Genomic DNA, 26,214 nt, shown 5'->3' with positions numbered 1-26,214 from the left:
ATGAAAGGAAGAAGAATGTTTCGGTCTTTTTTATCATGCCTTTATCTAGATTAAAGCCATTTTTTTCTTCTAAAGTAGATCAGCATTCCTATGACCACAGCGATCATAACCCCCCACATGATAAAATAGCTGTATTGGTAATGTAGTTCTGGCAGCACATCAAAGTTGGTCCCATAGATCCCTGCTATAAAGGTCAGGGGGATAAAAATGACCGAAAAAACGGTCAGGAACTTCATGATATCGTTCAATTTGCTACTTATCATGGTATGGTAGATGTTCAACTGGTCGGATAATATTTCCCGATAGCTATCGGAGGATTCCGCCGCTTGGTTGGCATTCGCCAGCAGTTCCTTATAATGCACATAGGTGGTCTCTTCAATAAATTCGGATTCCATTTTGGAGAGGGCCAAGATCATTTCCCTAGAGGGGTTGATATTTTTCCGTAGGAAATTCAGTTCCCGCTTATAGGCATTGATCTCATCTATGACGCTTTGGTTTGGGTCTTGTAACAGCTTTTCCTCCAAGGCCTCAATATTATCTCCTAAGACACTTATGATGTAGATGTAATTGTCCACCACAATATCCAAGAGGGCAAAGGCCAAATAATCGACTCCAGAATTCCGAATTCTTTTCTTGTTGTTTCTTATCCGCTCCCTAACAGGATCGAAAACATCTCCCTTTTTTTCCTGAAAGGAAATAAGCACCTTATCCGTTAGGATGAGGCTTAGATTTTCTACCGTTATCTTATGGGTCTTCTCATTCTGTTGCAACATTTTGATGGAAAGATAGATGCAATTGGCGTATTCATGCACTTTGGGCCTTGCCTCGGTGTCCATGACATCGGCGAGGATAAGCTTGTCAATATTGAACCCTTTGGAAATCTCTTCCATGACCGTAATGTTGTGCAGCCCGTCTACATTGAACCAGGTAACCGTAGGTTTTTCCTGGTACTCCAAAACCTGCCTTACGGTCTGTACGGCACTTTCCTCCAAGTTGTCAGAATCAAAGTCGATCAATCGTAAATATACCTTCTCAGCTTTTTTTTTGCCCCTGAAGTATAGGGTATCCGGTGCCAAGCCAATTTCCTCTTTCTTTTTTTTAACAATTCTAGCCATATAGGTGAGCCTTAAGTTTAGCTGGTGTGTTACGTTAAGGTACTATTTTTTTTAGAATCAGGAGCCAGATATTGCTTGCTGAGGTTTGGTTACAATTGCTCTAGGGCACAAATGAAATTTTTTATGAAATCCATCTTTTTAGGTTCACTGAGGGCATCTAGGGACAGGAAAGGATTTAAATCTTCCACCTCTACCAACAACAGGGAATTGTCTTTCAGCCTACATCCATCTATACGTACGATGCCCCGTTCCATGTTGTTCCAATGGACAAATTTATCTGCAAAGACCAGGTCTTCATCTGTGGCTGTATATTCCTGTAAATCCCATCGTTTTTCTTTATTTGGGGCGTAAAGGGCGTATTGAAAACTATTGTTGAGGTAATAGAACGAAACTTCATACTCAAAATCGAGGTAAGGTTGAATCAGCCTGCCTTTTAAATCAATTTTTAGTACTTCTTCCTTGGTCAGGAATTCCATCCCTATGGAGTCGGCCCCATTTTTTAGTTTTACTACAAAGGTTGTAGGATCACCGAGTTTATCCAAATCCTTCAAATGGTCAATGGTGGGAATTACGGGATAATCCAGATCCATTAGATCCAATAGATATTGCTTGCCTTTTATATCGGCCTTGCCATCAAGGGAATTGAAGGTGATAATATCCTTTTCTTTCACCTCTTCTACAAACTGTTTGAAATATTCCTGGTAGCCAATGACAGATCCTGTGTTCCTAAATACGAGTGCATCCGCTACATCCAAGTAGGATAATACCTGATGGGGGTGTCCTATCAGGATGTTGAAATGATCTTTTAGGTGGGCGGTGATATACAAATCTTCCTCATAATATTTTCGGCCTTTGGCCTTATAATAGAAATCGGTAACGTATAATATGGTCTTCATTGATCTAATACTGATATTGGTAGGGTTGAAAGGTAATCTTAAAGCATTTTCGCCAAGATTTCCTTCATCATCTTTGCCGCCAAAAAAGCGGTCATATCCTGAAAATCCCTCGTAGGATTGTATTCTACGATATCGGCTCCGACTACTTCAGCATCGATATTCTGAATGAGATCAATAACCTGCCTAGAGGTAAGTCCGCCCGGTTCATGATGGGATACTCCAGGTGCAAAAGCGGGATCAAATCCATCCATATCCAAGGAGATATAAAGTGGATTTTTGAATTTTGTAAGGCTCGACAAATTTAAGTTGTTCATAGGGTGGATTTCCACTCCGAACTTTTTGGCTTGTTCCGCTTGGTGTGTATTTAAGGTACGGATTCCTACTTGCACCAATCGCACAGCAAATCCATTTTCCATAATTCGGGCAAAGGGACAAGCGTGGGAGTAAGGATCCCCTTCATAGTTGTCATATAGATCTGCATGGGCATCTATATGCAGAATATCCAAAACCGGATATTTAGCATGCAGGGCCTTTACAATAGGAAAGGTTATGGAATGGTCACCCCCAAGGGTCAGAATTTTAGACTCAGCGTTCAAATGGGTTTTGGTGATCTCTTCAATATCAAAATAGGAGGCGATCTCAAAATCACCCTTATCCAGGATTTGGCCACTTTCTATAGTGGTTCCAACTTCGCCAAAATAATTCATGGAGCCAGAGTGCAAGGCTTTTCTAATTAGTTCTGGTGCTTGGGCCGGACCTTTTTGATAGGAAGATTTTTCATCGTACTTAATTCCTTGGATGATGATATTGGACATAGGTGGAGCTTGGATTTATATTAAAATGACCTTTGATCGGATTTAGTGGTTCCCCAATTCTTTGGGATATCTATCGGCAACAAGGTTCAATTCTATTCCATGCTCCAAATAGGCTTTTAAGCCGGCCAATACCCACGAAAATCCTCCTGTAGAATCCCTGATACCTGATACTATGTCATCTGGGGAGCCTTTAAATCCTGTATTGGTTATGGAAACAAATGTCCTGTAGTCATCCAAGGCTTTAAATTCCCATTCTACAAGCTGCTTTTTATCTCCTTCGCCCCATTCTATGATCAACAATTCGTTGGTGACCAGTTTCAATACATGTACCGGAATACTGTGATCGTACATTTCCCAGGTCCAATCTACGGTTCTTCCCTTTTCCAACATACCGGAACTCTTGGTGAACCAGAATTTTGTGGTGATTTCGGGATTGGTAAAGGCCATAAAAACCTGTTCTACTGGTTTTCTAATCATCATGGCGGCGTGTGCAAAGTTGTTGGTATCTGTCATGATTTATATTTTTGTATATCTCTTTTTATTTTTTTTAAAAGTAAGTAATTAGTAACATAATATGATACGATTATAGCTACATTATCGCAAATAACGACTAGTTCGTACTAAGGGGAGGAACACGGTATGTTGTTGCAAACTTTAAGAGCACATTGAGATCGGGATTGTTGAGGTCTTTCATGGATTTTACCTTGATATGGCGGTATAATTTCCCGCTTCCCTCCAAGAGGGCTTTAGGATCAGGGAGTTCTGCCCCATAATTGAATCCCAATGTCACATGGTTTTTTGCAGGCATTATCCAAGAAAAATGTTCTGTCATTTTCTTTTTTACTGTACCATAGCCCGCTATTTTTTGTGTGCCCCATACCACTTCCACCACCTGTGGCAATACCGTGAAAATAAGTTGCCTAGTGGCCAGGGCCAATTCTTGAATATTGGGAGAGTAACCATTTAAGATCTGTTCAAATTCCTCGCTTTTTTTCATAGCTTACTTTTCTATGAGTAAGGGTTTTAAAACCGGCCATACATTTTGATATGCTACTATTTTTTGACCTTCCACGGTTGGGTGAATGCCATCCGCTTGGTTCAAAGATGGGATCCCTGCCACCTTCTCCAAAAGAAAAGGAATAAGCGCCGCATTGTTCTTTGCGGCCAATTCTGGAAATATCTCCCTAAATTCGGAAGTATACTCCTGACCCATATTAGGGGGTATCTGCATCCCGGCAAGGACTATTTTTGTCTCCGGATTTTTTGCCAGTACCTTATCAATGATGGTCTGGAGGTTGCTGCGGGTTTCTTCCAGGGGAATACCTCTAAGTCCGTCATTGGCGCCCAATTCCAACACAAAAATGTCCACCTTTTGATTGAGGACCCAATTGATCCTGTTTTTTCCTGCAGCAGTGGTTTCTCCGCTAAGGCCGGCATTCACTGCGGTATAGGGCAAATTAAGGGAATCCAGTCTCTGTTGGATCACGGCTGGAAAGGCCTCATTGGGATCTAAGCCCATACCGGCGGTTAGGCTGTTGCCGAAAAATAGAATAACCTTTTCAGAGGCTGTTGTACTATTGTTGTTTTCCTCTTGGATTTCCTTATTTATGTCCTGAGATTCTTTTTTGGTGGCGTTCTCCCCGCAGGAAACGGTAAGTAGGAATGCCAAAAAATAACAAAAGGTTAACAGGGTTCTCATAGGCTTACGGATTTTAATCAAAATCATTTCTTTATTTTGCTTCCTTTCGGAAAGTGAATATAAAAGTAGGGAAATGACAAAGATATTAAACATACATAACCTAGGGAAAAGCTATACCAGTGGGTCCAAGGAATTAACGGTACTTCAAGATATCAGTTTTGATATAGAAGAGGGGGAAACCTTCTCTATTGTTGGGCCATCAGGAAGTGGTAAGACCACTCTTTTGGGGCTTTGTGCAGGTTTGGATCAAACCGATACCGGTTCCATAGCGTTATGTGGCACGGATCTAGGCAGTTTAAATGAAGATGAGCGGGCACAGTTGAGAAACAAGCATGTTGGTTTTATTTTTCAGGACTTCCAATTGTTACCTACTCTTACTGCCCTAGAAAATGTGGCTGTGCCCTTGGAATTAAGAGGGGACAAGAGTGCCACAAAAAGGGCCGTGGAACTTTTGGGCAAGGTAGGCCTGGCTGATCGTATCCACCATTATCCTTCACAACTTTCCGGAGGGGAGCAACAACGGGTTGCCTTGGCACGGGCCTTTTGCAATAAGCCTTCCATCTTGTTCGCCGATGAGCCTACAGGGAATTTGGATGTCGAAACCGGGGAAAAGGTGGTACAGCTACTTTTTGAGCTAAACAAAGAATTGGGAACCACTTTGGTGATTGTCACCCATGATTTGGAATTAGCGCAGAAGACCCAGCGCATATTACGATTAAAAGGGGGTAGGATTATGGAAGACCAAACAGTTGCTGGATGATCGATAAGAATTCTACACCATATTCAAAGGCTGGAACCTCATGGCTGTTAAAAATGGCATGGCGCGATGGCCGGGCCAGTGGGAGCAAGCTGGTACTTTTTATGGCCTCCATCATTTTGGGGATTGCAGCCGTAGTATCCATTCAGTCCTTTGGGGAGAACCTCAAAGACAATATTCAATTACAATCCAAGGCACTTATGGGTGCCGATTTTATAATAGACAGCGGAAAGCCGCCCAATGAGCGGGTGCAATTTCTAATGGATTCCTTGGGGGGTGCCAATGCGAAAGAAATCAATTTTGCTTCCATGGCCGCCTTCCCTAAAACTGATGCCGCAAAGTTGGTACAGGTTAGGGGCATAGAGGGAGGTTTTCCTTTTTATGGGGAATTGGAGACAACACCTATTACTGCGGCTAAAGAATATCAAGATCAGGGAGCCGCATTGGTAGATGCTACGGTAATGCTCCAATTGGAGATAAAACCTGGGGATAGTATAAAGGTGGGGAATATAACCCTGCCTATTGCCGGAGCACTTAATTCTGTGCCTGGAAGCACGGCCATTTTTAGTTCCGTAGCCCCGCCTATCTTAATTCCCTACCGGTTTATTGAAGAAACCGGATTGATTCAACAGGGAAGTAGGGTAGATTATGAATTTTATTTCGTGGCCAAAAACGGGGCGGATATGGAACAATTGGATAAAATCCTGGATCCGCAATTGGATGCCGAGGATGCCGATCTGGACACCCATACCTCCACTAGTGAGCGCTTAGGGCGTAGGTACGATAATTTCGGAAAGTTCCTGAACCTGGTCGCTTTTATCTCCCTCTTATTGGGCTGTGTTGGTATCGCCAGTGCCATCAATATTTATATTAAGGAAAAACTACGTGCCGTGGCCGTTCTCAAATGTCTAGGTGCTACCCGCAAACAGACCTTTGTGATGTATTTGATACAGATTGCCGCTATGGGACTTTTAGGGGGGATCATAGGAACTGTAGCCGGACTTCTGTTACAACAGCTTTTTCCGTTGTTGCTGCAAGGACTTATTCCTATAGAGATCCAAATCTCATTCTCTGCCCAGGCCATATTTATGGGCTTGTTGTTGGGCGTGCTCATGTCCGTACTTTTTGCCCTATACCCGTTGATTGGGACCTTGTATGTGTCTCCCTTGCAAACGCTGCGTGTTGGGACGGAAGGAGTGAAAAAATCGAGAAAGGCCCTGTTACTTGTGTCTTTGGGGATTACCCTGTTTGTTTTTCTCTTTGCCCTTTGGCTGTTGAAGGATTGGCGTTATTCTTTGGCCTTTGTGGGTGCCATATTAGTAACCTTCTCTATTTTGGGCGGAGTGGCCAACCTGTTCATGAAAGGGATAAAAAAATACTTCCCGAGCTCTTGGGGCTTTACTGCCCGCCAAAGTCTGCTGAATCTATTTAGGCCACAGAACCAAACCTTAACGTTGGTTCTGGCCATTGGGGTAGGTACTTTTTTGATCAGTACCTTGTATTTCACCAAGGATATATTGTTGGATCAAGCTTCTATAGAATCCAATTCGGACAGTCCGAACATGATCTTATTGGATGTGCAGGCCGGACAGGAATTGGCAGTGGCGAATACAATAAAAACGAGTAATTTGCCTGTTTTGGATGATATTCCGATCATCACCATGAGGGTAGAAAGTATCAAAGGTGTCATGGCGAATGATATTAGAAAGGACACCACTTCTACTATCAATCAATGGGTTTTGAACCATGAGTTTAGGGTCACTTATAGGGATTCCCTCATTGCTTCAGAAACTATGGAGGCTGGGGAATGGACCAGAGAGGTCGCTTCAAGGGATTTAGTTCCCATTTCCGTGAGTGATAATTTTGCTGAAGATGCCAAAGTACAGGTAGGGGATGAACTTACTTTTAATGTACAGGGGGTTCTTTTGAAAACGGTTGTTGGTAGTATCCGCACGGTGGATTGGAGTAGGATGCAATTGAATTTTTCCATTGTTTTCCCCAAAGGGGTATTGGAAGATGCGCCACAATTCCGGGTGTTGACAACCAAAGTGCCCAATGAAAGGCAATCGGCCCTTTTGCAAAAGGAATTGGTAAAACAATTTCCCAATGTTTCCATCTTAGATCTAAGGCAAGTGCTATCTGTTATTGAAGGTCTCTTGGAAAAAATTTCTTGGATCATCAATTTTATGGCATTTTTCAGCATTCTTACTGGAATCATTGTGCTGCTAGGGGCGGTTCGTACCAGTAAATACCAGCGGATCAAGGAAAGTGTGCTCTTGCGAACCATTGGAGCCAAAAGCAGTCAGATTTTAAAGATCACAGCTTTGGAATATACCTATTTAGGGGTCTTGGGCGGTTTGTCGGGGATACTTTTATCCTTGATCGGGAGCCAATTATTGGCATTGTTGGTATTCAAAACCTCCTTTGTCCCTTCCATGTTCCCGTTTTTGGTCCTGTTCCCGGGTGTTACCCTTTTGGTTTTGGTCATAGGGTTGCTCAACAGCCGCAGTGTGGTCAAAAGTCCACCTTTGGAGGTATTGCGCAAGGAAGGCAGATAAAAAAGCAAAATGGTTTTTAGACCAGGACATTTTCAAATTCTGAATCTGCACAAAAGATGGCAGAGATACGGGATTCGTTGACCATCTTCACCATGGTTTCAATGGTCATTCCATTTTCAATACTGAAGATGTTCACATCCGTATTGCGCTCCATTTTGACATTTTCCAATAGATCCCCTTGTTTGATGGAGATACTGGTATGCTTGGGAAATCGTACCATGGTCCTCAAATCTTCTATATCGGTGTGGGTGATGGTCATATTGGGATTGTTGTTCAGAATGTTGACTTCAATAGATCCTTTCCAGTTTCTGCGGATCAAAAGGGCTATTAAGGTAGAGAGGTTGTTGTTTCTTACGCTAAAAGTTTCCTTCCAATCAATAGGGATGTTGGTCATCCATAGATTGATACTCTTTTCAATGGCCAGACTGGCAGTGGAAAAAGGGATATAGATAATGGTCCCAAAACTGTTTTTCTTGGCGTCCAAGAGGAGTCGGTCATAATAGGAGAAATTGGTTCCCAGGGAGTCTACGCTGACAAACACAATGTTGGGTTTAAAAAAGGCGGCATTCAGGGATTGCATACTCACATTGATGGTGGTATTGAAATCCGTATTGTCAATTACGGTGTAGGAGGCTGATAATTCGTTTTCCTTGAATTTCTGGATGGCATTTCTAAGAAAGCTCTCAATATTCCGCTGTTCGGTTTCATTTTCGTTCCTCAGAGCCAATATTTTGATGGAGCCCTTAGGATATATGATGGAATGGATGAGCTTGTAAGAACTCCTCAGTTCCTTGGTCATGGTCATAGGTATCAGAAGATCTGGGCGCCATGAACGTACCTCTCGCTGAGGTCTCAGGGCATTGGTCTTTTTGGTGGCCCATTCTGCAAGAGCGGTAAACAGTCCACTTCTGGAATCCCCAGCGGCAGACTTAATGTTCATCCGTACCAAATACATGTAAAATATAAGGATAAAGATGAGGGAAAACAGAGCTACCAAAACATTAAGGATAAACATAATAGCTATGGAACCAAAGGCCCCTATGGCCGGAATGATCAAGGGTATTTTTAAGGTCGGCCTATAACTGGGCAGGCCCAAAGTCTGTTCTACCAGGGCCACAACGTTCACCATGGCATAGGTGATCATAAAGAACATGGTGAGCAAAGGGGCAATGGTATTCAGGTTCCGCAGGGAAATACCGAACAGGACGATAAACGCTGTCACCATCATGGCGGTCACAGGTTCCCCCTTTTTCGATAGCTTGGCCAATTTCTGACTTTTGGGCAAGATGTTCTTCTCACCTAAGGCCAATAATATGCGGGGAGCCCCAACAAAAGACCCCAGGGCAGAGGAAAGGGTAGCCCCTAGAAGTCCGGCGAGGACTATGGGGCCAAAAAGGGCCTTGTCTATAAAAACGTTGTAGTTTTTTGCCAATTCTTCCGGAGTGGCGATCATGGCCGCAACAAAAATCAAACTGATATAGATTACCGTTGTGAGGATCACGGAGGTTATGGTCCCCAAGGGAATACTCTTCCGTGGATTGGTTAGGTCTCCAGACATGTTTGCCCCGGCCATGACCCCGGTTACTGCAGGGAAAAATACGGCAAAGACGATCCAAAAGGATGAGCCCCCAAAATCATTTTCTATGGAACCCGGATAGGTGCCGAACCACTCATAATTAAAGTTTAGTTCATTCACGAATAGAGAACCATAAATGGAGATGAGGGAGAGGACGATGATTCCCAGAATAACATACTGTATTTTAAAGGCAAAACTGGTACTGATAAAGGCGATACCCATGACCAAGGCAAAAATAAGGAGGTCCAAGATGATGGGGTTCACCCCTGGAACAAGGGTCTGCAGTCCTTCCCGAAAACCGAATATATACATTGCAACGGCTATAGATTGGGCAAAATAGAACGGGATACCTATGGCACCGCCAATTTCCAGACCCAAAGACTGTGAGATAAGGCTAAAAGCGCCACCACTTCCTATACGCACATTGGTGGTGATGGAGGAGAGGCTCAGGGCCGTGGTCAGGGTGATGGCAACGGCCAATAATACAATGGCAACTGCACCCAATACTCCCGCATTGCCCACTACCCAAGGCTGACGGATATACATAATGACCCCAAGAATTGTCAGGGTCGTGGGAGTGAATACACCAGCAAAAGTTCCGAATGTTTTTTTGGTCATCATCGGTTATTTATAAAAACACATACTGCCTGCAGATCTGGGCTTTCAGAATACCGGTTACAATTGGTCATTCAGATCCCATGATTGGTTCCGGACCGTAATAATGGGGGAAGGAAGTTGGATATACATACGTACATCCTTCAACTTAAGAAGTCCGATAGGTTACTTCTCTTAAAGTTAAGTAAATTTTTTAACGTGGAAGACATAGCCATTTAAGATAATGACTATTGGACAGGTCCGTCAAATTCAGACGGACTCTAAAAAAATATGGGTTTTAATTGACCGAGATTAGGCTTACATCAAAGATAAGCACTGAACCTCCAGGTATTCCACTGTAGTTGTTGTTTCCATAGCCCAAATGTGCAGGTACCAGTAGGATTCCATTACCACCTTCCTTAAAATAAGGGATGCCCTCTGTCCATCCTTTGATTACTCGGTCTAACCCAAAGGAAATACCATTTGCATCACTTTTATCAAATACATTCCCGTTGAGATAATAACCCGTGTATGCCACGGTGACGTTGGAAGTTGCTGTAGGTTGTGCCCCTGTTCCTTCTTCGTTGATCACATAATACAATCCTGAATTGCTTTTCTGGGCCTCCAAGTTGTTTTCGGCGATATAAGCGGTAATTTCTTGATCGTTTTTGGCAACGTAATCGATGTCCTCCGATTTTTTATCCGATTCACAAGAAATGAAGAAAATAAAGACCAAAGCCAACATTGAATATCTCATAGGGACTGCTTTTTTGAAGGCACAAATATAACAAAATACCGATACCATTGTCCATATGCTAGTGCCCTAATCTAGGTTGCCTTTTCATAGGCCTCTTTTAGCCAATCTTCGAGTTGCTGGTCTACTTCATCAACAGACGTAATTTGAACTCTGTGGGTACACATGGCGCCAAAGGGACCCGAGTTGCCCAAACGGGTGGTTTCTTCTTTGCCCACCAGTTTTAAGCCTAGATCCACTCGAGTTTTAGTGGCTGGTTTTATCAAAGCAAATTGTTTTTTTCTAATGAGACTAACGGTCCCTTTTTTTGGGGTGATGACTACATCTGGACCAAATTGCTCAACGATGGCAATGAGTTTGTTGTAAATGGGAAGTAGCTGTTCCTTACCTTGATATTGATTGCCCACCAAATCCTCCGGGGCTTCACCCTTGTCTTTGGATAGAAGAACAATGGTATTGGCAAACCCATGTGTCACCCCATGTTCTTTTTTTAGAAAATTCATGGCCTCCGAATGTTTGGCAAAGGCTTTGGCCTTTAAAAGCTTTTTCCATTCCTGAAGGGATTTGCCCGTTTTTTCAGGCATATTGTCAATCATGGTCTGTAATGCTTTGTCCATAGTTTTAATTATTAGTGATACTGTCTTGTGTTATTTGTGCCTGATTACCACTGCATTGGGAGTGAGTAGCTTGCCCGAGCCATTGGCTATAATATCTTTAATATAGATGCCCATGTGGTCGAATAATTTTACGGAATGGGTATTCCCGTTCCCCACTAGAATATTGCCTTCTGGGGTATAGGCGATGCCCTCAGAGTTTTTCAAGCCCACCATAAAATCACCTTTAAAGGCCCCTTGGGCACTAAAGCGTTTTATAGAGGTGCCGTTGTAGTCCGAAACCAAGAGATCCCCTTCCGCATCGAACCAAATGTTGGTGGGACCCATTAAATTTGAATCGATGAAAATTCCCATATCATTGCCTTTTGCATCGTATTTGCGAATAGTTTTATCTTTATAGGAAGACACATATAGATTCCCTTGAGCGTCCCAATCGAGCCCTATACTTTGAGGCACTCCTACTTTGGTGAATTCTCCCAAATTGTTGCCATCCAGATTAAACCTGAGGACCTTACCGTTCCCTGTCCATTGCAACACGTACAACAATCCGTCAGGACCGAGTTTTGTGCGGGTGGGACCAGAAATATCCTTTGCAAAATCTCCAATATAAGCACCTGTATTGGCATCGTGTTTTGTGATGGTGCCACTGCCCAAATTTGAGATCAGGACCGTTTTGCTATCTTCCAAAAAGAGGATATCCTGAGGCCAGTTAAGATGGGTGTCTATAAATACGGTCGGATTTTCACCTTGCTGATTGAATTTTAGGATTTGCCATGGCGGTTTGTCGAAATTGCCGGCATCGCTGACATAGATATCATAGGACTGGGAACATACCAAGGTAGTCCATAGGAACATAAAAAAAACAGTCCTTATTTTCATTGTTGTCTTACGTTTTGATCAGTTTCAAATTTTACTGTTTTGACCCAAGCGATTCATCCATCTTTTTTGCTGTCAGGGTGAAGTCTGGTTCGTGAATGGTAAGGCCGGTGACTTTATTGCTCTCCTTGTTGAATACAATTTTCACCGTCGGCATGGCATTATAAATAAATTCGTCCACTCCAGTTCTGTAGAGCATACCTCCAAAATTGCCAAGTTTGCCAAAAGATAGGTTATCTCTCATATTTAATTTAATGCTAAATCCATCTTCAGGACCATCGCCATATTTGTAATCCCCAAGGTATCTTTCTTTTTCCAAGGCGCTAAGCGCCATATTCTCTACTTGAATATCTGCATTGCCCAAGCTTTCCAAATAGTCTATCAGCGCCTGATTGTCATTTTTTTGCTTTTGGGTCAGCCCATCAAAACGCAGTCCATTTTTTACATGCTGCAAAAGGCTGATTCCGTGTGGTCCTGCAATAGTTTGTACCCCCGGTTGGGCCTCTATCATTGATTTTACGGCAGGCAATGCCCCTAACATGGCATAGGTGAAAATATCTGGACGGGCGCCGTGTTCCATTAAAAATTGGGCGATGTCCCTACGGCCCACGTGGGAGGCGGCACCTATGGCCGTTTCCCAATCTCCAAAACCCCAATCCCACGTTGCCCGTGACAATTCTGGACGTGCCGAAACCATCGTTTTGATCTTTTCTAAATTGGAGTGGGAGGCTCCAACAACTTGGGCAACAATATCATCATCTATAGCCGGATATCCGTGAGACAATCCTTCTTTTATAATGGGTTTCTGATCTATTGAAACCATATTTTTCGCGAAGACCACACTAGGTATGGAAACCGCCAATAATCCAAAAACAGAACTTTTAAGTGCGAATCTTCGTGAAATTGAATTTTGATTTTTCATATACTTACTATACTGTTTGGTGGATACCTCCTACTTAAAATTATACCTAATGAGTATTGGAATTTACTTGGGTATAAACTGACACAAAGGATATGCTTCTATTTGTTGTTCTTCCACCGTTCCAGTCTGGGAAGGCCTGCGGCAAAGAGTCGAGCTACCATCCCGGGAAATCCCATTTCCTTCATTTTCCCGACACAGTACTTTTTCATGTCGTCCACGCTAAAGTCGGGTTGGGAAAATGCACCATCCTGATAACAATAACTGCAATACATTAAACTACGTGAGCCATCTGCATTGGAACCGCCTTTTTTGGGGTCTTTACGGATGGGCATGCCACAACTTTGACAATTCTTGTATGTTTTCATCACTCTGACGTTTTAGAAAATCACCTTAAGTTAAGGGATTTTACGCTCATTAGCAATGTCTTGGCTCCTTCAGCTATCAAAACGGGACTAGCTTTTCTTGCCCCCATTTTTGATCCATGCCTCAATTTTTTCCTCCAAGAGCACTAACGGGAGGCTCCCCGAATTAAGTACCTGGTTGTGGAATTCCTGGATACTAAAAGCTTCTCCCAAGGCAGATTCTGCCCTGGTCCTCAATTCCCTGATCTTCAACTGGCCTATCTTGTAGGACAAGGCCTGACCCGGAGTGGCCATGTAGCGTTCAATCTCGGAAATTACTGCTGCTTCTGATTCGGCTTCGTTTTCCAACGAATATTGTATCGCCTGTTCCCTGGTCCACCCTTTCCCGTGGATCCCGGTATCTACCACCAAACGAATGGCCCTGTGCATTTCCATGCTCAGCATCCCAAAGTATTGGATGGGATCTTCATAAAGCCCCAGTTCTTTCCCCAAGGATTCAGCATAGAGGGCCCAGCCTTCTACAAACACGCCCATACTTTCGGGATGAAGGAACTCGGGCAGATTGGTATTTTCTTGTTGTAACGACAATTGGTAGTGGTGTCCTGGGATCGCCTCATGTAAAAAGAGGGCTTCATCGGAATATTTGTTATAGGAGGCCACATCGGGAATGGGTACATAAAAAATACCTGCCCTGGACGCATCTTTGGTGCCGGGAACGTATTCTGCACTTGCCGACGCTTCGCGGAAGGCTTCGGTCCGCCTTACTTCAAAATCGGCTTTTGGACTAATATCAAAAACGTCCTTTAGTTTTAGGCCTATCCTGTCTTTAATGCTGTTGAAATTATCAATCACCTGACTTGCCTCCGTAAAGGGCATCTGATCTTTTCGGGATCTGATATGCTCAAAAAAGGATTTGATATCCCCTTTGAATCCGATCTTGGTTTTTGCCTTTTCCATTTCTATAAGGATGCGGGTAACCTCACTTTTTCCCAGTTCGTGAATCTCGTCTACCGTCATATTGGTAGTTGTATGGTATTTTATGAGATAGTTGTAGGTCTCGGGCCCATTGGGCAAGGCACCCAAGCCAGAGGATTCCCTACACGAAGGGAGATATTGTTGGATGAGGAACTGTTGCAGGTCTTTGTATTTGGGCTTTAGTTTATCCGTAATCATTTTGCCGTAAGCTTTTGAGAGCCGCTCACGGTCCTCTTTAGAAAAGTCTTCGGGCATAGCGGTAATGGGGGTAAAAAATAAATGTTCCTCCACAGGATCAGTGATGAAGGCGTCCAATTGGGGAACCATCTTTTCGGTAAGCACTTTTGGCAGGACAACGGCCTTGGACATTCCAACTTTCATTTTAACTATACAGGTATCCAAAAACACAAGGTAATCATCTACCCTTTTCAGCCAGTTTTCATAATCTTTTACGGTATGAAAAGGCTGTACGCTTTTTCCGGTGGCCAGTTGTGCCACGTACAACTGTAGGGAGGAGATCTGTGCCAGTGGCATCAATTCAAAACTGGGCATATCGTAGATGGGAGAGGCAATGGTGACCAAGTTATTGTTGAGTCCCTCCAATTTTATGTTACAGTCCCACTGTAATACTTTTAGGCTCATCCATTGGGCAGGGGAGACCATAGTGGAATCGTACTTCTTGGAGGCCTCCAAAAATTGTCCGTAGTTTGTTTTTAGATCTTTTTGATATGGATCGGATATGTAATTGGCAATATGATCGTTGTATTTGGTTTCCCCACCTTTGCTGGCCTCTATAGGGTTGATGCGCTGCTTGAAGTGGTAATATTCTTGGAACAGACTGTCCAAAGAGGCTGAATCATCCCGTGCAGGGGCTGGCTTCTGATCTTTGCATCCTATGAGCACTGTCAAAAGGATAATAAGGGTAGAGGAGAGTAGTTTCATAGGTTGCATTGGCTAATATGGTTTGATCATTAAATATATCGATTTTGGTGGGAAGTAGAAACGGACCTTTAATTTTTGTTGGAAGCGGGAACACCACCTCATCCTTTGTCCCTATTGATCTTTTTACGGGCCCAACTCAGTGCCTTAGTGGAACCCATGGCCATCACGGCCGCCATGGAATTAAAAATGATATCCTGGATATCAAAGACCCGGTGGGGTAGAAAGAATTGTATGCCTTCATCGATAGCCCCAAAAAGGATGGTCAGGCCTATGGCTAGGAGGGCCGGAAAACCAATTTCCCCCCCTTGTTTCTTGCGTTCCATAAGGGCTTCGTGGATAAAGACAGCGAGGACACTGTACTCCATCAGGTGGCTCCGCTCCACTAGAACGGTAATTCGCAACAAAACCATCAGGTAAACAGCGCCAATACCGATCCAGACAATAATTTCGGTTTTTCCCATCTTCACTTTTAAACCGTGCAAGACCACGGTAAGGGCTACCAAGAACATAACAGCCAGAAAACCTGCCACGGTAATTCCGCTTTCGCGCATTTTGTCCATTAGGGGCTTGCTTATCAGAAGGGTGGCATAAATCCCCATAAGTACTACTAAGGACCATGTCCAAAGTCTTTTTTCCCGAGAAGATCTGAAGAAAGCCATGACATTAAGGTAGCATTTCTTTTTTAATTGGTGGTTATGCCCCCTTTTACGTTCTTGAGTACCAATGATCAAATAGGCTGGCCAATGCCCATCCATATAAGAGAAATAGGTTGCCAAAGATTAAATAGATAATAAGCAATAGCTTTGGGAACCCAGCTGCGGCACCTTTTCCTTCTATAGGTAAGATGATGATACTTCCAAAAACCAATGCGCCGTAGAGCAAGCCGGAATATGCACGTTTTTGAAACCCTAACTTTTCGATCAAACCAAATAGGGCACCGGAAAGGAGACCAATAAGTAATCCTAAAGCGACCACTTCCAAGGACCCGCCCCAGCTAAAGCCTCCCGGAAGGCCTCCGAGCATGGCTATGAGTCTCATGGCCAATCGCCCTCCAATGCCTAAAATGATGGTTCCCGAAACGAGACCGGCACAAGCACCAAGGAGCAACCGTTTTAAAAATTGCATTAGTTCTTATTTGAGGCGTTTTTGATTGGCACTTTCAATGATGGCATTTTCTAATCGGGCAAGCCTTGTTTTCTCCTGTTTGGCGGACATGATCCTATGGATGATTTTGGATCGATATGAAGGGGCCTGGGCAATGAAAAATTTCCAGGCTCCTTTGTTGGCCTTAAACTTATTTTCATATGCCTTGGAGAGAAGTTCGGGCTCCTTTTCGTAGGAATATATTCGAGATTTACTTTCTTGCCGTAATTCAAAACTTGCCAGTCCTTTTTGGGTCATCCTCCCACTTTTTATGAGGTCGTCCATCTTACTAATATTCACGGCACTCCATATGCTATTGCGTTTTCTTGGGGTAAATCGGATAGAATACCGCTCATGGTCTATAGATGTCCTTACCCCATCGATCCAACCGTAACAGAGTGCCACATCCACGGATTCTGACCAGGTCATACTGGGTTTGTTGCTTTTTACCTTGTAATACCCTACCAGCACTTCTTTATCCATTTCGTGATGGGCCTCTAGCCAGTTTCTAAATTCGGATGGGGTCGCAAAAAAATTCTGATTCATTATAGGGGACTTAAAGGTTGTTTGTTTAGACTAGTGCAAGCTTGTTTCAAGGTACTTTTTAAGGTTTTGTTTGATGAAGTAATCCCACCCATTTTCGGCACTCTCCCTGGAAAATTCAGGGATATCGTCTGGAAACGTTTCTAACCCCACGTTGGTAAGACGGAGGCTGCTTTTGTCCCCATCGTCGAATAGTTCAAAGGTCACCAAACCTTCTCCTTCAAATTCTGAGTAGCTCCAATGGTAAGTGATTTTTTTAAGTGGCACCACCTTTATAATAGACCACTGATGGGTAAAAGTGCGTTCCTCCAAATGCACTGGAAAACTGGTTTGGAATCCAACTATGGGTTCGAAGGCGGGGATGTTATCAAAGAACCAGCCTTTCATATGATCCAGATTAGTAATGGCAACCCAAAGTAAAGAAACGGGCACATTGTATTCTTGTTCTACGATAATGGGGATTTCACGGGCTTGTTTAATCATGATATGTTTAGGTACTAATTTCGCTATTTAAAGATACTTAAATGTAAGGATTTCCATAATAGGAGATTGGAGCTCACCTTTAAATCTTGTTTTACTTAGGGAGAGTTTTGTAACCTTAGGCTTTAATGTCGTTCCAGATATCTAAATAAATTTTCCATTCCCCATCTATTTTTTTCCAAACAATCACGTATTTTCCTTTCCAAGAGATTGTACTCCCATTGGCCCTTAGCGTCTCACCTTCATATATCCCATAGTCATAGGCATACTCGTTGATCACCTTGATTTCTATGGGGGTCACTTGGTGCTTTAAAATTGCAACACTTTGGGGAAGTGTCCATCTTTTTTCAATAGCATCTCTTCCCTCTATGATCTGGGCATTATTGGGAAATATTTTTCCATCTAACGTATAACATGATGCCAACATTGGGTAATCGGCATTCATGTAGTATTGGGAAAAATTCTCGATGTTCTTCAAAATGGCATCAATGTCCTTTTGTTCCCCCGAATAGTTTTGGGCAAATAAATTAAAGGAAGAAAAAAGAAGGAAAGCCATGAGGCTGATTTTGCTTTTTATATGCTTCATGAAATGAATGGTTTTTACATGCAGATAAGTAAGAAAGCACAAAGAAGTTGGATGACCAAATTTTGAGCATTTATTACCTTCGTTTATTTTTCTAATTAAATTCTAATGTTTTAAAGAACTTCAAATTAGACAATAATTTATCTTTGTCCAATTTCAATCCCTAAAATACACTTACAATCGCAAAGCAGATACTAGTCATAGAAGATGAGCCAAATGTTGCCGCATTCATAAGTCAAGGACTGAAAGAATCTGGTTACAAGGTATTAGTGGCTTATGACGGTCTTAAAGGCCTGGAATTGCTGAATGTAAGAAATATAGATTTGGTGGTTCTTGATGTCATACTCCCTGGGATGGATGGCCGTGAAGTAGCAAGGAAAATAAGGGCTACAAGGAATGCCAATATCCCAATTATTATGCTTACGGCCTTGGGCACGACGGATAATATTGTCAAGGGCTTGGATGCCGGTGCGGATGATTACTTGGTAAAACCTTTTAAATTCAAGGAGTTGTTGGCCAGAATCAGAGCCCATACAAGACACAAAGGCTTTAGAATAGACAACAATGAGAAATTGTATTTAGACGATTTAGAGTTAGACAGGGATGCTAAAATCGTAAAAAGGGCCGGCAATGAGATTAAACTGACTTCTACAGAATTTAGATTGCTAGAATATCTATTAGAAAACAGTAATAGAGTGCTAAGTCGCATTGATATCTTGGAAGGCGTTTGGGATATTAATTTTAATATGGGTACCAACGTTGTAGACGTATATGTTAACTATTTAAGAAACAAAATAGATAAGAATTATGAAGTAAAACTAATACATACGGTAATTGGCATGGGTTATGTTCTTAAAAATTGATTTTTCGTTTTATGCAGTTAAGAACAAAAATCACATCGGTATTTATTGTATTGACCAGCTTGTTTTTAACTGGTATTTTTATTCTTGTTTATTACATTTCAAAGGAATATACGGAAAGTGAATTTTATCTGCGCTTAAGTCAAAGGGCTACCATCGCAGCTCAAGCATATTTAGAGGCAGATGAATTAAACATAGATATCTATGATGATATCAGGATTCGCCATTTACAGACTTTGCCCAATGAAACGGAAGTTATTTATCCTGTAGATGCAGCTCTAAAAAAGCCATTGGTTGAGCTGGACAATACATTGCCCGAAAGTTTTTTTCGTAAAATATTTACTAAGGAATATGCGGAATTAAAGCAAGGGGAATATTACTACACAGGATTGCTTTATCATGACAATGAAGGGGACTTTATTGTTGTACTGTCTGCGAGGGATCTTTATGGGGTTGGGAAACTTGATAATTTGCGGAACACTCTGATAATCGCATTTTTTGTAAGTATAGTTTTTATCTTCATCTTGGGGAGATACTATGCAAAGCAGGCTTTAAGTCCTATTTCCAAAATCATCAATGAAGTCAATTCCATACGTGCAGATAACTTATCGTTCCGTTTGGAAACTACAAATGGCAGGGATGAGCTTACCGATATGTCAAGAACATTCAACAATATGCTGGATAGGCTACAAATATCTTTCGACCTGCAAAGTAACTTCATCAATAATGCGTCCCACGAACTAAGAAATCCGCTTACTGCCATCCTGGGTCAGACGGAGATTGCACTCAACAAAGAAAGAAGTGCCGCGAATTACCATGCGATTCTCAAAAACATAGACCTCGAGGCCTCTCGACTTGACTTTTTAGTCAACGGGCTTCTAAAACTGGCCAAAACAGATTTTGATTCCAAAGGACTGGTAATTGATGTCATTCGCGCAGATGAATTGGTGTTGGACATAAAAAAGAACCTAGATATGTCCATTCCCTTTAATCAAATCATCTTGGATTTTGAGGATTTGCCCGAAAATGAAGAAGCCATTACCCTTTTGGGTAGTGAATCTCTATTGAATGTAGCATTGAGCAATATTTTGGAGAATGCATGTAAGTTTTCGAAAAACAGTAAAGTAATCTTAAAAATCTTATCAGATGCCGATCACATCATGTTCACTGTAACAGATGAAGGTGTCGGCATTCCAGAGGATGAATTAAAGAATATCTATGAGCCCTTTTTTCGGGCTTCAAATGTAAGGGGTATTGAGGGGTTTGGATTTGGCCTACCTCTGGCTTATCGGGTCATTAAAATGCATTCGGGAGAAATAAGGGTTCTTTCCCAAATAGATAAGGGAACTATAGTAAAAATAAAACTTCCCAATAAGAACACCTATAATTCCTAAGAGATCCCAATATTCTAATCTCGTTCTAATTTCACTCTTATCTGGCTCTAACATTAGGCAATTATGTTTGCCAAAAAAAAAGCTAGTAGAATGAGAAAAGTACTAATTCCTACAGATTTCACCATTGAATCATTACAACTGATTGAATATGCAATTCTAAATTTCCCGGACAAAAAACTGGATATTATTTTGATCGCGGGCCATAAGTTGCCGGATACCCGGTGGGACCTTACCCGATTCAGAACAAGAACACAGGTGCGCAAGCAACTTAATGAGAAGTTTAATGCATCCATACACCGAATCAATATGGAGCATAAGAAGAATATTGAAAGGATATCTTTCGAACTATTTACGGGTATCAATTCTTATGCTTTCCGGAATTTTTTAGAACAGCTGGATGCCCATGATGCCGTTGTTCCAAAACAAAAAACTCTGTATTGCGAGGATCGAAAATGGTTTGATACAACAAAATTCATTAAGAAAAACGTAAAAAATATCATTGAAGCTCCCATGGAGTGTACAGAAGAGGTCCCTCAAAGAAAATTCTCAATATTAAGTCTTTTTAGTTAAACTATTGTGTCACAATAGTTCTTGCAAATTATATAATCAATACAGCTATGAAAAATTTCACAACAAAATATTTAAAGTCAGATATTAAATCGGGCTTGGTGGTCTTTTTGGTCGCCTTGCCACTATGTTTGGGTATTGCCCTTGCCAGTGGCGCACCTTTATTTTCAGGAATCATCTCAGGTGTTGTCGCCGGTATCGTCGTGGGGACACTCAGTGGTTCCCAACTTAGCGTTTCTGGTCCAGCGGCCGGATTAACAGCCATTGTTTTAGCAGCAATTGCCAGCTTAGGATCGTTTGAGGCGTTTTTATTGGCCGGTGTTTTGGCTGGGGCCATCCAGATTATTCTAGGGTTTATAAAAGCAGGGGTTCTCTCAAATTACTTACCCTCCAATGTGATAGAGGGAATGTTGGCTGCTATAGGCATTATAATCATTTTATCACAACTGCCTCATGCGGTAGGTTTTGATGAAATGCACGAAGGGGATTATTTCTTTATCAATGCAGCTGGGGAACATCAAATTTTTGTAACGTTGGCCAAGGCCGTCAATTATATTCATCCTGGAGCATTAGTCGTTGTATTGGTTTCCTTATCCATATTGATCGCTTTTATAAAAGTACCTTTCTTGAAGAAAATTAAGTCCATTCCCGGAGCTTTAGTTGCTGTTTTGGCAGGGATAGGAATAAATGAGATTTTCAAAGCTACAGGCTCTTCACTCGCCATTAAACAAGATCATTTGGTAAATCTACCCGTACCTGAATCCTTGGGACAATTTTGGAATCAGTTCAGTATGCCAGATTTCTCCCAAATAGCTAATGCAGAAATTTGGGTGGTCGCCTTCACCATTGCAGCCGTGGCAAGTATAGAAACCTTGTTATGTATAGAGGCTGCGGATAAAATGGACCCATTGAAAAGATATACCAACACCAATAGGGAATTAAAAGCCCAGGGGATAGGCAATATGTTGAGTTGTTTAATAGGGGGGATTCCTGTAACTTCTGTAATTGTGCGGACTTCGGCAAACGTTGCTTCTGGAGGGAAGACCAAAATTGCGGCCATCTCCCACGGTGTTTTCTTAATGTTAGCCGTATTGGCCATTCCTTTTTTATTGAATAAAATTCCTTTGGCATCGCTTGCTGCTGTTTTATTGGTAATAGGTTATAAATTGGCCAGTCCACGTATTTTTGTCCACATGTGGAAAAACAGTAAGAAATTTCAGTTTATCCCGTTTCTGGTCACCGTTGTGGCAATAGTTATGACAGATTTATTGATGGGGGTAGGAATAGGTTTGGCCGTTAGTGTTTATTTTATCCTAAGGGGAAATTTAAAATTAGCGTACTTCTTTAAAAAGGATAAGCACAATGAGGGAGAAACGATCTATATGGAATTGGCTCAGGAGGTGTCATTTTTGAATAAAGCCGCTATAAAACAAACTTTTGCCCATCTTCCTGAAGCAAGCAAAATTGTGATAGATGCCTCTGGAACGGTATATATTGATCATGATGTCCTTCAATTAATTAAAGATTTTGTAAATGAAGGGGCAGGGGAGCGAAATATTAATGTAACACTCTTTGGATTCAGAAAAGAATACAAGATAGAAAACTCTGCCTCACATGTAACCTCTATAGTTTCAGATAATGGCGATTATGTTTCACCAACGCTGGTTTCCAATGGCACCAAAGTACCTTCAAATATATTAAAGGTGAGGGAACTACAAGGTGTTTAAATTTTGGGTGATCCCGGTATAAGTATCACTGTGGTTTTTTACAATTTACTTAATTCTGTTGTTGCCCACATTTCAAAATAAGGTAGACGATATTTCCTTTGGGCAGGACCAACTGGACTTTAATAAACCTTCAATTACTTAGGAATCTATTCACTTCCAATCAATGGCGGGCGAATAGGTTCCTTTTGGTATTGTTACCTGACTAAATTTTTAGAACATTTTATCTGTTCCATTATCTAGTTACTCAACATAGTTTGGTGATTCGCATTTTTGCCAATATTCAACTATTGTTTTTATTGTACTTTTTAAACCTTCAAAACTAGAAGGCTTGATAAAAAAACCTTGAATAGATTTTGAATAAGCTTCAATTACAGCTTCTTGTGCAGCACTAGTTGTAAAGAATAAGTAAGGTATAGTTTTTAAACGTAGACTCTCGTTTTCATGAATTTGCTTTCTTAGCTCCAGGCCATTGAGTTTTGGCATATTGATGTCAGAAATAACTATGAAGGGCTCTATGGTATTGCCGATCAAATAATTAAGCGCTTCTTGTCCGTCATTAAAAAAAATAATTTCATTTTTATAATTGAGTTCTTTAAACACTTCACTAAAAAATTCTTGGTCATCAGCGTCATCTTCAATAATAATTATTGCGCCTTTCTTGTTTATTATTGTAAATTATTTTAAAAGTGTTATTAATAAAAATGCTCTTTTTCCGAATGTATTGTAATAATAGGGTTATATGGAGCCTTTACAAAGTTTAATTCTCAAAATCGTAGCGTTTTTCCAATCTTATCTACAATAATTCTATAGTCTTGAGAAAAATATATGTGAATTATACAACTCTTTTCGAAAAATATGTAACGCGAAAGCTGGGGCATATGCAGATCTTTGTGCAGTGGCAATCTGAAAAATAACAACGCTTATAATTTTAAAAATCAAACAAATGAAAAATTTATTATTTATTGCAGCGCTTATACTATCTGGAACTCTAATCGCACAAGAGAAACCTACGGAAGTTAAACAGGAGACTGAAGTTAAAACTGTTAAAACGAACCATGGAGACAAGGTTTCCAAGAAAAGTGTCAAAGTGGTGACCAAAGAAACAGCTAACGTTGAGTTGGATAAAAGTGATAAGGACAAAATTGATCAAAGTCGCGTAAAGGCTACTACCAAAGTAGAAAAAGAGGTTTATGTTGATAATGATGACAGTACCGGCTTCAATATGTTGACCACAGAAACTTATTTTGTTTCTGATGGTGGTACATATGCTTTCTCTCCCAATGAAAAGGGTTTTGGAATGAATTATAATCCAGAGGATGATGCATCTGTAGAAATTGGAAAATCCTGGGCATCCAGTAACGATGGGTATTATATCGTAGATGGGGAAGCTCATTCCGGGATTGGACATTTCAATGCCAATGGGGATTTTGTTGTGGAATACTACAATAAGGATACCCAACAGGTGGAAGTGAAAATTTATAAGAAAAACTAGATTATAATAGTATTACAATATAAAAGTCCTGATGCAATCAGGGCTTTTTTTGTTTAAGGGAATGCTTTTTTTGAAGTATTTCTCATTAACCCACCTGTCGCTGGCGTGCGGACTAAACTTACAGGGTATCAACAACATTGGATTGAGTTAATTATAACTCATTTTTATTCATTTGAGTTAATAATTTATTCAAGACAGAATAATTCAAATTGTACTTTCGCGGTGTAATAAATAACAATCTAAACATTAATTTAAACATTTGATTTATGAAAAAATATTTTGCTTTTTTAGTAGTTCTATTGGCAACAGCCAGTTCTGTTTTTGCCCAAGAAGTAAATATTGGAATTAAAGGGGGATTAAACTCCTATACCATTGGTGGTGATGACACCGATGACATCGACGGTAAATTAGGGTACAATATTGGACTTTTGGGCCATATCCACTTATCAGAAAGATTTGGTCTACAGCCAGAAATTGTGTATTCCACACAAGGGGCAAAAGCCAGTGACGGAAACGGGGATGTGAAAATATCTTTGGATTATATCAATGTACCTGTTCTTTTCCAATACATGTACGATAATGGATTTAGAATCCAAGCTGGGCCACAAGTTGGTTTTTTAACCAGTGCCAAAGCCAAGGCTGATGGCGTAACAGTAGATCTTGATGATTCTTTCAATACCATCGATTTTGGCCTAAGTTTAGGAGCAAGTTATGTGCATCCTGCATCAGGTTTTGGAGTAGACGCACGTTATAACTTGGGACTTAGCAATATTAATGAGGACGATTCTTCCAAAAACTACAACAGAGGATTTCAAATTGGAGTCTTTTATTTGTTCAAGCATAAATCCTAAGCACTACCTACACTCGGAATTTAAGTATTCTAATAGCTATGTTTTACTAATGTCGCCCACTTTTTGTGGGCGACATTTTTTATGTCCACTTCTGAAGGAAACATGATACCTTCTGCTGGGTATAAGTTTTCATCCTCGGTATTAAGCGAATCCTATAAAATCGCATTTAGCGCACAAATTAGAGGTATTCGGGCAATAAAAACGGGACAGGCAGGCTAACTTGTGGGCAAAGTTTGAAAGATGGACAACAAAATAAAAAATATCGCCAAAACAGGCTACGTTGCTAAAGGTGCAGTGTACGCTCTAACGGGGATATTGGCTTTCGGTGCCGCCATTGGGATGGGCAGCTCTTCTGAAGGTAAACTGGGGGTGATAAAATTTTTAGAGGAACAACCCTTCGGAAAGGTGCTCTTGGGATTGTTGGGCCTTGGATTATTGTGTTATTCTTATTGGAGATTCTTTCAGAGCATCAAAGATCCCGAGAATATTGGGAACGATCACAAAGGAATAGGCAAACGCATAGGTTTTTTCTTTAGCGGAACGGTCTATTTGGGATTGGGTGTTTTCTCACTTTATGAAATATTTAAGCAATCTGACAGCAGCGGAAGCGCTAAAAGTGAAATGCTACCTACCGAATATCTACCCTATATATTTTATGCAATTGCTGTAGGGATGGCCATCAAGTCCATCTTTCAATTTGTGAAGGTCTATAATGGAAATTTTCTGTCCAAATTCCATTTGAATAAGATGTCGAATAGGAAAACTATTAAAACCATTAAATGGTTGGGTTATGCAGGTTGGATCTCTAGGGGGATTGTAGTTGGCATCGTTGCCTATTTCTTTTTCAAGGCAGCTGATACCGCTTATCAAGGGGATATTAAAGGAACAGAAGACGCATTTTCATTCTTACGACAAAATTCCGAAGGCCCTTGGCTTGTCGGCTTGGTGGCATTGGGACTAATCTGCTATGGCGCCTATATGTTTATAAAGGCGAAATATAGAAGGTTTAATGATTGATTCAAGTGCAGACAAAAGAACATAACCAAATTACCACTTACATCATTTTAAATTTTGAATTCACATAAGAGTGAGCCTCCTGCTCCGGGTACAAGAAAGCTT

At 41.2% G+C, this 26,214-nt stretch carries 28 protein-coding genes; 9 read left to right on the top strand and 19 right to left on the bottom strand.

What is annotated here, in order from left to right; all coding sequences use genetic code 11:
• Window positions 1–50: 50 nt before the first annotated feature.
• From corA to ABXZ32_RS03015, 6 genes are all read right to left on the bottom strand, one after another.
• A complete protein-coding gene (gene corA, locus ABXZ32_RS03040) occupies window positions 51–1,115 on the bottom strand; it encodes a magnesium/cobalt transporter CorA (protein WP_354617207.1) in 1,065 nt (354 codons plus the stop codon).
• Between the two features lie 89 nt (window positions 1,116–1,204).
• Window positions 1,205–2,011 (bottom strand): hypothetical protein, encoded by an 807-nt coding sequence (locus tag ABXZ32_RS03035; protein WP_354617206.1) that lies wholly within the window; start codon window positions 2,009–2,011, stop codon window positions 1,205–1,207.
• A gap of 38 nt (window positions 2,012–2,049) precedes the next feature.
• Window positions 2,050–2,826 (bottom strand): agmatinase, encoded by a 777-nt coding sequence (speB, locus tag ABXZ32_RS03030; RefSeq protein WP_354617205.1) that lies wholly within the window; start codon window positions 2,824–2,826, stop codon window positions 2,050–2,052.
• Window positions 2,827–2,868: 42 nt separating this feature from the next.
• The gene (locus ABXZ32_RS03025; RefSeq protein WP_354617204.1) at window positions 2,869–3,339 is read right to left on the bottom strand and encodes an SRPBCC family protein; all 471 of its coding nucleotides are present in this window, start codon (window positions 3,337–3,339) and stop codon (window positions 2,869–2,871) included.
• Window positions 3,340–3,436: 97 nt separating this feature from the next.
• Window positions 3,437–3,823, bottom strand: a complete 387-nt coding sequence (locus tag ABXZ32_RS03020) for a DUF1801 domain-containing protein (RefSeq protein WP_354617203.1) — start codon at window positions 3,821–3,823, stop codon at window positions 3,437–3,439.
• 3 nt (window positions 3,824–3,826) lie between these two features.
• Window positions 3,827–4,525, bottom strand: coding sequence for an arylesterase (locus ABXZ32_RS03015; RefSeq protein WP_354617202.1), 699 nt, complete (start codon window positions 4,523–4,525; stop codon window positions 3,827–3,829).
• A 73-nt stretch (window positions 4,526–4,598) separates the two neighbouring features.
• Here ABXZ32_RS03015 and ABXZ32_RS03010 point away from each other — a divergent pair, with 73 nt between their 5' ends.
• Both ABXZ32_RS03010 and ABXZ32_RS03005 read left to right on the top strand, forming a co-directional pair.
• Window positions 4,599–5,285 carry an ABC transporter ATP-binding protein gene (locus tag ABXZ32_RS03010; RefSeq protein ID WP_354617201.1) on the top strand — a complete coding sequence of 229 codons (687 nt, stop codon included), beginning with the start codon at window positions 4,599–4,601 and terminating at the stop codon, window positions 5,283–5,285.
• Window positions 5,282–7,840: an ABC transporter permease gene (locus tag ABXZ32_RS03005; RefSeq protein ID WP_354617200.1), complete on the top strand. Its 2,559-nt coding sequence runs from the start codon at window positions 5,282–5,284 to the stop codon at window positions 7,838–7,840. Before ABXZ32_RS03010 ends, ABXZ32_RS03005 begins: the two co-directional genes overlap by 4 nt.
• A gap of 16 nt (window positions 7,841–7,856) precedes the next feature.
• Here the strand turns inward: ABXZ32_RS03005 and ABXZ32_RS03000 are convergent, their stop codons facing one another.
• The 12 genes from ABXZ32_RS03000 to ABXZ32_RS02945 form a co-directional block, all read right to left on the bottom strand.
• Window positions 7,857–10,037 carry an amino acid permease gene (locus ABXZ32_RS03000; protein WP_354617199.1) on the bottom strand — a complete coding sequence of 727 codons (2,181 nt, stop codon included), beginning with the start codon at window positions 10,035–10,037 and terminating at the stop codon, window positions 7,857–7,859.
• 271 nt (window positions 10,038–10,308) lie between these two features.
• Window positions 10,309–10,767, bottom strand: a complete 459-nt coding sequence (locus ABXZ32_RS02995) for an FKBP-type peptidyl-prolyl cis-trans isomerase (protein ID WP_354617198.1) — start codon at window positions 10,765–10,767, stop codon at window positions 10,309–10,311.
• Window positions 10,768–10,838: 71 nt separating this feature from the next.
• The gene (locus ABXZ32_RS02990; protein WP_354617197.1) at window positions 10,839–11,381 is read right to left on the bottom strand and encodes a DUF4287 domain-containing protein; all 543 of its coding nucleotides are present in this window, start codon (window positions 11,379–11,381) and stop codon (window positions 10,839–10,841) included.
• A 30-nt stretch (window positions 11,382–11,411) separates the two neighbouring features.
• Window positions 11,412–12,257 carry an NHL repeat-containing protein gene (locus tag ABXZ32_RS02985; RefSeq protein WP_354617196.1) on the bottom strand — a complete coding sequence of 282 codons (846 nt, stop codon included), beginning with the start codon at window positions 12,255–12,257 and terminating at the stop codon, window positions 11,412–11,414.
• Between the two features lie 31 nt (window positions 12,258–12,288).
• A complete protein-coding gene (locus ABXZ32_RS02980; RefSeq protein WP_354617195.1) occupies window positions 12,289–13,176 on the bottom strand; it encodes a hypothetical protein in 888 nt (295 codons plus the stop codon).
• Window positions 13,177–13,274: 98 nt separating this feature from the next.
• Window positions 13,275–13,541: a zinc ribbon domain-containing protein gene (locus ABXZ32_RS02975; protein WP_354617194.1), complete on the bottom strand. Its 267-nt coding sequence runs from the start codon at window positions 13,539–13,541 to the stop codon at window positions 13,275–13,277.
• Between the two features lie 87 nt (window positions 13,542–13,628).
• Window positions 13,629–15,455: a DUF885 domain-containing protein gene (locus tag ABXZ32_RS02970; protein WP_354617193.1), complete on the bottom strand. Its 1,827-nt coding sequence runs from the start codon at window positions 15,453–15,455 to the stop codon at window positions 13,629–13,631.
• A 98-nt stretch (window positions 15,456–15,553) separates the two neighbouring features.
• Window positions 15,554–16,114, bottom strand: a complete 561-nt coding sequence (locus ABXZ32_RS02965) for a VanZ family protein (RefSeq protein WP_354617192.1) — start codon at window positions 16,112–16,114, stop codon at window positions 15,554–15,556.
• 46 nt (window positions 16,115–16,160) lie between these two features.
• A complete protein-coding gene (locus ABXZ32_RS02960) occupies window positions 16,161–16,580 on the bottom strand; it encodes a hypothetical protein (RefSeq protein ID WP_354617191.1) in 420 nt (139 codons plus the stop codon).
• Between the two features lie 6 nt (window positions 16,581–16,586).
• A complete protein-coding gene (locus ABXZ32_RS02955; protein WP_354617190.1) occupies window positions 16,587–17,144 on the bottom strand; it encodes a YdeI/OmpD-associated family protein in 558 nt (185 codons plus the stop codon).
• 30 nt (window positions 17,145–17,174) lie between these two features.
• Window positions 17,175–17,624, bottom strand: a complete 450-nt coding sequence (locus ABXZ32_RS02950) for an SRPBCC family protein (protein ID WP_354617189.1) — start codon at window positions 17,622–17,624, stop codon at window positions 17,175–17,177.
• Between the two features lie 115 nt (window positions 17,625–17,739).
• Window positions 17,740–18,207: a YybH family protein gene (locus ABXZ32_RS02945; RefSeq protein WP_354617188.1), complete on the bottom strand. Its 468-nt coding sequence runs from the start codon at window positions 18,205–18,207 to the stop codon at window positions 17,740–17,742.
• A 176-nt stretch (window positions 18,208–18,383) separates the two neighbouring features.
• Here ABXZ32_RS02945 and ABXZ32_RS02940 point away from each other — a divergent pair, with 176 nt between their 5' ends.
• The 4 genes from ABXZ32_RS02940 (at window position 18,384) to ABXZ32_RS02925 (ending at window position 22,752) form a co-directional block, all read left to right on the top strand.
• A complete protein-coding gene (locus ABXZ32_RS02940) occupies window positions 18,384–19,067 on the top strand; it encodes a response regulator transcription factor (protein ID WP_354617309.1) in 684 nt (227 codons plus the stop codon).
• Between the two features lie 11 nt (window positions 19,068–19,078).
• On the top strand, window positions 19,079–20,458 hold the full coding sequence (locus ABXZ32_RS02935) for a HAMP domain-containing sensor histidine kinase (protein WP_354617187.1): 1,380 nt from the start codon (window positions 19,079–19,081) through the stop codon (window positions 20,456–20,458).
• A 90-nt stretch (window positions 20,459–20,548) separates the two neighbouring features.
• Window positions 20,549–21,028: a hypothetical protein gene (locus ABXZ32_RS02930; RefSeq protein ID WP_354617186.1), complete on the top strand. Its 480-nt coding sequence runs from the start codon at window positions 20,549–20,551 to the stop codon at window positions 21,026–21,028.
• 47 nt (window positions 21,029–21,075) lie between these two features.
• On the top strand, window positions 21,076–22,752 hold the full coding sequence (locus ABXZ32_RS02925; RefSeq protein WP_354617185.1) for a SulP family inorganic anion transporter: 1,677 nt from the start codon (window positions 21,076–21,078) through the stop codon (window positions 22,750–22,752).
• Between the two features lie 240 nt (window positions 22,753–22,992).
• Here the strand turns inward: ABXZ32_RS02925 and ABXZ32_RS02920 are convergent, their stop codons facing one another.
• Window positions 22,993–23,391 carry a response regulator gene (locus ABXZ32_RS02920; RefSeq protein ID WP_354617308.1) on the bottom strand — a complete coding sequence of 133 codons (399 nt, stop codon included), beginning with the start codon at window positions 23,389–23,391 and terminating at the stop codon, window positions 22,993–22,995.
• 304 nt (window positions 23,392–23,695) lie between these two features.
• Here ABXZ32_RS02920 and ABXZ32_RS02915 point away from each other — a divergent pair, with 304 nt between their 5' ends.
• The 3 genes from ABXZ32_RS02915 to ABXZ32_RS02905 all read left to right on the top strand — a co-directional run bounded on the left by ABXZ32_RS02915 (window position 23,696) and on the right by ABXZ32_RS02905 (window position 26,112).
• The gene (locus tag ABXZ32_RS02915; RefSeq protein ID WP_354617184.1) at window positions 23,696–24,244 is read left to right on the top strand and encodes a hypothetical protein; all 549 of its coding nucleotides are present in this window, start codon (window positions 23,696–23,698) and stop codon (window positions 24,242–24,244) included.
• Between the two features lie 266 nt (window positions 24,245–24,510).
• Window positions 24,511–25,095: a porin family protein gene (locus tag ABXZ32_RS02910; RefSeq protein ID WP_354617183.1), complete on the top strand. Its 585-nt coding sequence runs from the start codon at window positions 24,511–24,513 to the stop codon at window positions 25,093–25,095.
• Between the two features lie 240 nt (window positions 25,096–25,335).
• Window positions 25,336–26,112, top strand: a complete 777-nt coding sequence (locus tag ABXZ32_RS02905; protein ID WP_354617182.1) for a DUF1206 domain-containing protein — start codon at window positions 25,336–25,338, stop codon at window positions 26,110–26,112.
• Window positions 26,113–26,214 lie beyond the last annotated feature (102 nt).

The sequence above is a fragment of the Sediminicola luteus genome (assembly GCF_040566555.1).
GTDB lineage: Bacteria > Bacteroidota > Bacteroidia > Flavobacteriales > Flavobacteriaceae > Sediminicola.
The sequence above is the reverse complement of the archived record's forward strand: the minus strand, read 5'-3'. Positions and strand labels throughout refer to the sequence as shown.

Excerpts from the sequence above, each read along its gene's own strand:
- ABXZ32_RS03015 (WP_354617202.1), bottom strand. The coding sequence starts at position 4,525 with ATGAGAACCCTGTTAACCTTTTGTTATTTTTTGGCATTCCTACTTACC.
- ABXZ32_RS02955 (WP_354617190.1), bottom strand. The coding sequence starts at position 17,144 with ATGAATCAGAATTTTTTTGCGACCCCATCCGAATTTAGAAACTGGCTA.
- ABXZ32_RS03010 (WP_354617201.1), top strand. The coding sequence starts at position 4,599 with ATGACAAAGATATTAAACATACATAACCTAGGGAAAAGCTATACCAGT.
- ABXZ32_RS03005 (WP_354617200.1), top strand. The coding sequence starts at position 5,282 with ATGATCGATAAGAATTCTACACCATATTCAAAGGCTGGAACCTCATGG.
- ABXZ32_RS02945 (WP_354617188.1), bottom strand. The coding sequence starts at position 18,207 with ATGAAGCATATAAAAAGCAAAATCAGCCTCATGGCTTTCCTTCTTTTT.
- ABXZ32_RS02985 (WP_354617196.1), bottom strand. The coding sequence starts at position 12,257 with ATGAAAATAAGGACTGTTTTTTTTATGTTCCTATGGACTACCTTGGTA.
- ABXZ32_RS02995 (WP_354617198.1), bottom strand. The coding sequence starts at position 10,767 with ATGAGATATTCAATGTTGGCTTTGGTCTTTATTTTCTTCATTTCTTGT.
- ABXZ32_RS02950 (WP_354617189.1), bottom strand. The coding sequence starts at position 17,624 with ATGATTAAACAAGCCCGTGAAATCCCCATTATCGTAGAACAAGAATAC.
- ABXZ32_RS02915 (WP_354617184.1), top strand. The coding sequence starts at position 23,696 with ATGAAAAATTTATTATTTATTGCAGCGCTTATACTATCTGGAACTCTA.
- speB (WP_354617205.1), bottom strand. The coding sequence starts at position 2,826 with ATGTCCAATATCATCATCCAAGGAATTAAGTACGATGAAAAATCTTCC.
- ABXZ32_RS02970 (WP_354617193.1), bottom strand. The coding sequence starts at position 15,455 with ATGAAACTACTCTCCTCTACCCTTATTATCCTTTTGACAGTGCTCATA.
- ABXZ32_RS02910 (WP_354617183.1), top strand. The coding sequence starts at position 24,511 with ATGAAAAAATATTTTGCTTTTTTAGTAGTTCTATTGGCAACAGCCAGT.
- ABXZ32_RS02975 (WP_354617194.1), bottom strand. The coding sequence starts at position 13,541 with ATGAAAACATACAAGAATTGTCAAAGTTGTGGCATGCCCATCCGTAAA.
- ABXZ32_RS02965 (WP_354617192.1), bottom strand. The coding sequence starts at position 16,114 with ATGGCTTTCTTCAGATCTTCTCGGGAAAAAAGACTTTGGACATGGTCC.
- ABXZ32_RS02960 (WP_354617191.1), bottom strand. The coding sequence starts at position 16,580 with ATGCAATTTTTAAAACGGTTGCTCCTTGGTGCTTGTGCCGGTCTCGTT.
- ABXZ32_RS02930 (WP_354617186.1), top strand. The coding sequence starts at position 20,549 with ATGAGAAAAGTACTAATTCCTACAGATTTCACCATTGAATCATTACAA.
- ABXZ32_RS02925 (WP_354617185.1), top strand. The coding sequence starts at position 21,076 with ATGAAAAATTTCACAACAAAATATTTAAAGTCAGATATTAAATCGGGC.
- ABXZ32_RS03025 (WP_354617204.1), bottom strand. The coding sequence starts at position 3,339 with ATGACAGATACCAACAACTTTGCACACGCCGCCATGATGATTAGAAAA.
- ABXZ32_RS02990 (WP_354617197.1), bottom strand. The coding sequence starts at position 11,381 with ATGGACAAAGCATTACAGACCATGATTGACAATATGCCTGAAAAAACG.
- corA (WP_354617207.1), bottom strand. The coding sequence starts at position 1,115 with ATGGCTAGAATTGTTAAAAAAAAGAAAGAGGAAATTGGCTTGGCACCG.
- ABXZ32_RS02980 (WP_354617195.1), bottom strand. The coding sequence starts at position 13,176 with ATGAAAAATCAAAATTCAATTTCACGAAGATTCGCACTTAAAAGTTCT.
- ABXZ32_RS03035 (WP_354617206.1), bottom strand. The coding sequence starts at position 2,011 with ATGAAGACCATATTATACGTTACCGATTTCTATTATAAGGCCAAAGGC.
- ABXZ32_RS02935 (WP_354617187.1), top strand. The coding sequence starts at position 19,079 with ATGCAGTTAAGAACAAAAATCACATCGGTATTTATTGTATTGACCAGC.
- ABXZ32_RS03020 (WP_354617203.1), bottom strand. The coding sequence starts at position 3,823 with ATGAAAAAAAGCGAGGAATTTGAACAGATCTTAAATGGTTACTCTCCC.
- ABXZ32_RS02905 (WP_354617182.1), top strand. The coding sequence starts at position 25,336 with ATGGACAACAAAATAAAAAATATCGCCAAAACAGGCTACGTTGCTAAA.
- ABXZ32_RS03000 (WP_354617199.1), bottom strand. The coding sequence starts at position 10,037 with ATGATGACCAAAAAAACATTCGGAACTTTTGCTGGTGTATTCACTCCC.